Annotated in this window: 11 protein-coding genes; 7 read left to right on the forward strand and 4 right to left on the reverse strand. The window is 38.3% G+C overall.

The features are described 5' to 3' along the window. Nucleotides 1–32 precede the first annotated feature (32 nt). From N475_RS05775 to N475_RS25360, 4 genes are all read right to left on the reverse strand, one after another. Complete coding sequence (locus N475_RS05775) at nt 33–332, reverse strand: AzlD domain-containing protein (RefSeq protein WP_063359492.1); 300 nt, start codon at nt 330–332, stop codon at nt 33–35. Beyond that, nucleotides 329–1,012, reverse strand: coding sequence for an AzlC family ABC transporter permease (locus N475_RS05780; RefSeq protein ID WP_063364829.1), 684 nt, complete (start codon nt 1,010–1,012; stop codon nt 329–331). Before N475_RS05780 ends, N475_RS05775 begins: the two co-directional genes overlap by 4 nt. Before the next feature lie 4 nt (nt 1,013–1,016). Further along, a complete protein-coding gene (locus N475_RS05785; RefSeq protein WP_063359490.1) occupies nt 1,017–1,817 on the reverse strand; it encodes an AraC family transcriptional regulator in 801 nt (266 codons plus the stop codon). 353 nt (nt 1,818–2,170) lie between these two features. Next, nucleotides 2,171–2,314, reverse strand: a complete 144-nt coding sequence (locus N475_RS25360) for a hypothetical protein (RefSeq protein WP_155731010.1) — start codon at nt 2,312–2,314, stop codon at nt 2,171–2,173. A gap of 362 nt (nt 2,315–2,676) precedes the next feature. On the opposite strand from N475_RS25360, the gene N475_RS05790 reads away from it, so the two are divergent. The 7 genes from N475_RS05790 to N475_RS05830 form a co-directional block, all read left to right on the forward strand. Then, nucleotides 2,677–2,976 (forward strand): hypothetical protein, encoded by a 300-nt coding sequence (locus N475_RS05790; protein ID WP_063359489.1) that lies wholly within the window; start codon nt 2,677–2,679, stop codon nt 2,974–2,976. Between the two features lie 119 nt (nt 2,977–3,095). After that, nucleotides 3,096–3,734 (forward strand): glutathione S-transferase family protein, encoded by a 639-nt coding sequence (locus N475_RS05795; RefSeq protein ID WP_063359488.1) that lies wholly within the window; start codon nt 3,096–3,098, stop codon nt 3,732–3,734. A 110-nt stretch (nt 3,735–3,844) separates the two neighbouring features. Beyond that, complete coding sequence (locus tag N475_RS05800) at nt 3,845–4,132, forward strand: YrhB domain-containing protein (protein WP_196765653.1); 288 nt, start codon at nt 3,845–3,847, stop codon at nt 4,130–4,132. A 129-nt stretch (nt 4,133–4,261) separates the two neighbouring features. Further along, nucleotides 4,262–4,576: a hypothetical protein gene (locus N475_RS05805; protein WP_063364830.1), complete on the forward strand. Its 315-nt coding sequence runs from the start codon at nt 4,262–4,264 to the stop codon at nt 4,574–4,576. A gap of 109 nt (nt 4,577–4,685) precedes the next feature. Further along, a complete protein-coding gene (locus N475_RS05810; protein ID WP_063364831.1) occupies nt 4,686–5,066 on the forward strand; it encodes a hypothetical protein in 381 nt (126 codons plus the stop codon). Nucleotides 5,067–5,169: 103 nt separating this feature from the next. Further along, entirely contained in the window at nt 5,170–5,460 is a 291-nt protein-coding gene (locus tag N475_RS05815) for a hypothetical protein (protein ID WP_063364832.1), read from the forward strand. An 863-nt stretch (nt 5,461–6,323) separates the two neighbouring features. Continuing rightward, on the forward strand, nt 6,324–6,618 hold a 295-nt coding region (locus N475_RS05830), incomplete at its 3' end, for a DUF1493 family protein (RefSeq protein WP_155732545.1).

A 6,618-nucleotide genomic window follows, 5' to 3' on the forward strand; every position in this document is an offset into this window, starting at 1 on the left:
CGTAGCTTTTGGCCTCGGGGGCTTTTTTATTGTTAAAAAAAGACAAAAAATACCGCCAAGCTGCCAAAAGTAGTGATGTATAGATTTTTGAATCTCAAGGCCAGTAAAATGGCTACTATAGCGGCGATGATATAGGGGTGTGTGATGCTGGTGGTTAGCTCACCGTTTTGTATGAATACAATAGGTACCCAAATAGCTGTGAGCACGCAAGGAGCACTAAAGCTTAAAAAACGCTGAAACTTAGGTCCAATGGTAAAGGGGAGGCGCTTTGCCAAAAACAAATACCGGGTGGCAAAAGTAACACACGCAAGTGCAATAATGGTGGTGATCATGACTTGTCCTCTTTGGTTTGTAATAAATAACCAGTCGTCATGCCAAGCAGTGCCGCAGCCACTAAACCAAATTCAAACTCCACGGTTTTGAAATACAGCATGCTCAACCCAGAAACAATACAAGCCACTAAAGTAGATGTATTTGTAATACCTGGTATAACAAGGGCAATAAAAATTGCTGCAATCGCAAAGTCTAGGCCGAGGTTTGTCAGGTCAGGTAAATATTGACCGGCCACAATGCCAAAGAAAGTCCATAGATTCCAAGCTAGATAAAAACTGGCACCTGCAACCAAGGCGTATACAAGGCGTAATTTACCTTGATAGGCACGATGATGATGTGAAAAAGCAAACAGTTCATCAGTTAAAAAGAAAGCAATGGGACCACGCCATTTGAGTGGTTTGTCGATCATTTTTTTGCGAATAGATAAGCCATACAGCAAATGGCGAGCACTAATTATAAAAGTTGTGATAACTAACGTGACAAAAGAAACATCTTTTGCCATCAGCTCTATGGCCACAAGCTGGGCAGAGCCAGCGAAAACAAGTAAAGACATCAGCTGTGCTTCCAGTGCTGAGAAACCATTTTGAATGGCGAGTGAGCCACATAAAATGCCCCAAGGCAGCACAGCGAGATTGAGAGGCAGCATGTCCAGTAGCCCCTTTTTGATTGCAATTTTCATTGTGTTAGCAGGCCTGTTTATATTGATTTGGTGTAATACCCATGTTCTTTTTGAAGTATCGACTAAAATGGCTGTGATCGTAAAATCCAACCGAGTTTGCTACTTGCGAGATATTGTCTCCCCGTCGCAGCATTGCTTTTGCATGGTTTAATCGGTGCTGAATTTGAAATGCATGGGGAGTAAGTCCCGTTTGCACCTTAAAAGCGCGAACAAAATGGAACTGGCTCATATGGATAAGCGACGCAAGCTCGCTCAATCCGATGTCATCAAACAAATGATCTAGTAAATAGTTCTTTGCCAATTCGATGCGGCACTTTAGCGACTTTTGATCCTCAGCCTGTTGTAGCTGACTGGTAGACGCACACAGATTTGTTAAAAAGCTAACTAACTGCGTTTGTTTTTCTAATTGACTGGTTGGGCAATCTAAAGTGTTAAACAATCCGCGTAATTGTGAAGCTAGTACTTGGTCATGAATCACGGCATCCGAGAAATAAGGGGCACGGTTTTTTGTGCTATCCATCAGACTATTAAAGAATTCTGGAGTAGGGTACATCGAACGATATGATGAAATGCCATCACATGCTTTTCGACAATCATGAACTTGTTCTGCATTTATCAATATTATGCTGTTAGTACCTGCTAGGTGTTGACCGCCAGAACGGAAAAAACGTTGTGCCCCGCAATCGACCAGTGCGACCGTATAACCACTGTGGTTATGACGGCCAAAATCAGTTTTTTTATCAATATTATGAAGTACTTCCAAACCGCCTAAATCGTGATGAAAGCTGAATTTTGATTGCTGCATATACTTCCCCCTTACCAAAATCAGCTTAACGCAACTTATTCATAAGTGCTTGTACAAAATTGCGGGGTTGGCAATTTATATGGCATCTGAGCTGACAAATAATGTGTAAATATTTGAGATGGATAATACAGGTTGGTTTTATTTGTGCTTTGAGGGTGTCATATGCCGATAGTGCAGCTCGATGCTAAGGTATTGAGCAGTGCATTAATCAGTTCCCTTAATGCTGGAAATGTAAGAGGCAGGACGTTTAATGGGATTTGAGGTGTTATCTACACGCTAGGAAATGAACTCAATGTGCTAGATGAAAAAGTAACAGGTGCTGCAAAGCTTGTTGTTAATAATAGTGTTGCGACTTATTGCTCTGTGAGCACAGTGGGTAGTTTTTGTTGGCGACGACTTTGAATAAACTTTAGCTCTAGACTCAGCGGCCGCTTAATAACCTCTTTGTACATGTATACAAGTGCATTGAGCGCTTGAGCTTGCGTGTTTGCAGCCACGTTTTGTTAATTAGCTAGATGACTTTAAAATTGCTTTACTACCTCTTCACCAAGTGCTTTTGGCATACCTTTGCGTAAACATACGCGCTTGGATCAGAGATAAAAAATGGCGATTTCATAGCAAATTCCATTTGGATTATTTGTATGTGTATATATACAGTTGATATGATTTACAATTATCATTGTTATGCGACATTTGACGTACTTTTATCAATTCTAAATTGGTGAATCTATTTAAGTTATTGTTATGGTTGGGCATAATAAAATGTATACATGGGTAGTCGTTGTTATGCGGCGGAAATTCGGCAGTAGTTATGCGACTTTTATCGTAGAATAGTATGTTAGGAGTACAAGGAAGTAATTTGAAAATTGAGTTATTACCAAAACAAGGCTGGTCTACTTTTTTAGATTCAGCAAAAGTAGAAGGCGCCGTATTCGAACATATAAGTATTAAAGAACATGGCGGGCGTTGGAATTATTATAATTTCACTAGTAACACTTCGATTTGGGAATTAGACAAAAACTTAATAACGATTACTTTTGATGCTTCAGAAGAAGAATATATTTGTGCTTTATATGTTGAGTTTTATGGTAATGAAGAGTTAGAGAGGCTTATTCAATACTGTACAGAAAGGTTTGAATTTGTGGCTAAGTACAGCTAACAAGTGCCTAAACCAAAGGACGCAAAACAGCAGGCTGCGCTTCTTTGTCGCTAATTTTAGCCTGCTATTTTGCGCCGGTTAAGCAAGGCGTTATAAGCAACTTAAGAAAGGAGTGTCAGTTGTACCAATTATACTATTTTCCATTAAATGCCAGTATGGCTCCTCACTTTATCCTTGAAGAATTAGAAGTTGATTTTGAATTGGTCAAAGTAGATAGAAAAAGTAATGCGCAAAAATCTAAAGAGTATCTTGCTTTAAATCCTGCGGGAAGGATTCCAACACTTGTTGATAACGGACAACCTATTTTCGAAAGCCCAGCAATCTGCATTCATTTATCCGAAACAAACCCATCTTCAAATTTGATACCTGAAATAGGTTCTCCAGATAGGGCTTTATTTTTTCAATGGTTGATGTATCTGACTAACACTATTCAGGCCGAATTGATGGTTTACTTTTATCCTGAAAAACATACTACAGATAGCAAAGGTGCTGCTTGCATAATTCAAGCACAGGAAGAAAGAATTACAGAAATGTTTGGTTTGCTCGACAAAGAGCTTGAGGGTAAAGATTATCTTGTTGGAGACTCTTTGAGTGCCTGTGATTTTTTCCTATTTATGCTCGCGGTGTGGGCTGATGAGTTAAAAAGACCACCGTTGTCATTTAAAAATCTATCTGGCTACCTCAAAAAATTAGCTAAACGAGACTCAGTTGTTCGAGTTTGCAAAAAAGAGGGGTTAAGTCTAGCTGATTACGAGTAGGTTGTTTATAACAAGTTAATTAAACAATAGACGCAAAACAGCAGGCTTGTGCTCATTCTTCGCTTAGTTTAGCCAGTAATTTTTTACCGTTTATTAAGGCGCTATATGTAATGAGTATGAACCTAGTTGAAGCTGAAAAAATAGTATTGTCTGAATTGGCAAAACCAAGTATCTCTAATGGAATTGAAGTAGGTTTGCTTACAGATGAAACTATCGAAAAAGATTGGGGATGGGTTTTCTTCTATCAAAGTATCGACTTTATTAAATCAGGAGATTTCCTTGATATGTTAGGGGGTAATGCTCCAATCATGATCAATAAGCGCACTGGTGAGTTAATTCACACAGGTACAGCTTATGAAGTTAATTATTATATAAAAGAATACGAGGGTTCGTTGTAATTTACATATAACAAGTTAATTAAACAATGAATGCAAAACAGCAGGCTTGCGATCATTCTTCGCTTAGTTTAGCCTGCTATTTTTTACCGTTTATTAAGGCGTTATAAGCCAAGGTCAGCAATAGAGTATATGTCTCAAAGTAATGAGTGGTTTGATTTAAAAAACGATATAGCAAAGTTTATGGTTCCTAGATTGGATGACTATATCGAGAAGTTCGCTCTAGAAGGTATCGCTATACCAACATGGTTGTTAAGCAAACCAATTAGCAAAGATGTGGCAGGGTTATCGGATCAGGAAATCGAATTGTTACGTGAAGAGTGGTTAGGAGTATTAAAAGCAATACAGCTTGCTTTTCAGAATGTGCTTGAAGGTAACTCCAAAAGCCCATCGGTACAAAGCGGTTTGGATCTGTTTTCTAAGTATTATATTCACTTATGGGATTAATGATTTATAACAAAGTTGTCAAATCGGACACAAAACAGCGGACTGTGTCCGCTGCGCTCCCAATTTTAGCTTGCTATATTGTGCCGTTTACAACGGCGTTAGGTGCTCCATGAAATCGGAAGCCATAGATAGATTTGTAGTAAATATCGAGCGACTAATAAAAGGCGAGATATTTGATATGTATAAGGCAATGATTTCTGCCTCTTTTGAGTATATTGCCGCTGAAATTTTATCTGAGCAACTTGAAAAAGGCATATGGTATGACGGAATTTCTGGGCTAAAAGCTGAAGTTATAGCAACTAATCAAGTTCGGTTTACGGGTGATATGTATGTATTTTTCGAGCAAGAAAAGAGCTGGAAAGAGCCATTTGAGTCAGTTGTCAAGATTGATACTAAAACTAAAAAAGAAGTAATGGTTTACGTTAAAATTGGGAGCCATGAAGGTAAAAACAATCTCCTTACAATGGATTGGCAATACAGGAACACCTAACAAATGCCTTAACAAAGGACACAAAAAGCTTGGCTTGCGTCACTTCGTTACTAATTTTAGCCAAGCATTTTGCGCCAGTTAGTAAGGCATTAGGTATGCAATCATGCTCGAAGAATTTCGATACTTATTGTCACCAATCAATGTTAAACAGCACCCAGAATGGGGAGCCTACATTGAATTGATTGACTATGAGCATAAAGATTATATTGAGGATGTATTATGCGAGCACTTCGGTTTGGAATACGCATTTTCTTTAAACGAGGATGATACGGGAGGTTACATTTTATACTTCGCTGAAAACGCAACTTTTGATGCTGTAGATAAAGCAGTAAATGAAATTAACCAATACCACAAAATTAATAACAAAGAATATAAAGTGGCACCGTATACCTAACAAACGCTTTAACCACAAAGGATGCAAAACAGCAGGCTTGCGCTCCTTCGTTGCTATTTTACGCCGGTTAAGCGAGGCGTTAAGTGAACTTAAAAAATGGACATAGCCTATCCAATTTCAGCGCTTCTATTATCTTTTTTGTTCAGTCTCATTGGCATTGGAAAAGTCAAAGTAACGAACGGAAGCAACAACCGAGCTGTAAAAGTGAAAACATCAAAGGTTTTCTCATTTATTGGTAGTGCAATATTTTTATTATTAGGTTTATTTTTATTCGCCCTGAAACTCGCATACCATTAGTTTTTATGAATATTTGTGTTTATTGCTCATCTAACAATCAAATGCAGCCGAAGCCAAACAACGGCTCGGCTGATTAGGGCGTTATGTATGCTTCGGACATTGAGTATGATGAAAAAATAGTGATAACAATCATATCACTCTCTTTGATAGCAGTCGTTATATTAGCTGTACCATCATGTAACCTCTGGAACAAATCATTAGGGGTTGGTAAAAACCTTAATAGAGGCCAGATTCACAATATTTTAGGCACTCCCAATCAAGAATGGGCTAAAGCCTCTAATATGGATATCTGGATTACAGAGTTGTTCCTTGGTGGGGTGCGTATAGATATTTCATATAGTGGTAAAAATTGCAATTGGGATAACCGTTTAATATCCTCTAATTCTTGTAGTGTGCGAAGTGTTTATCGGACTTATTATTTAATCTGGGGTAACAGCTGGTTTTTGTCCTACAAAGAGCATACATAGCAAACCAATAATGGTAAGGGCGCAAAAAGCATGGTTGCGCTTGTACCTCGCTAAGTATAGCCATGCATTTTGCGCCCCATATTGGGGCGTCATATAACTATGGAAAGTCAGGTTCTACAATTTATATCTGAGTTTACAGGTGTGAGCATAAATAAAATATCTCTTGATACTTTGATCAATGACGATCTTGGTGTAGATGGAGACGAAGGCGCTGATCTATTAATAGAATTTTCTGAGCGTTTTAATGTAGATATTAGTGGCATCGAAAAAGTATATTTTGGTCCAGAGGGCTTCAATCCTTTCATAATATTTTTTCACGCAGTTAAAGCTTGTGTAGATGGATATGGCAGTGTACCTGATAAATATTCACCATTTGATCTTCCCCTAAACAACT

It is taken from the genome of Pseudoalteromonas luteoviolacea DSM 6061, from assembly GCF_001625655.1.
Taxonomy (GTDB): Bacteria; Pseudomonadota; Gammaproteobacteria; order Enterobacterales; family Alteromonadaceae; genus Pseudoalteromonas; species Pseudoalteromonas luteoviolacea.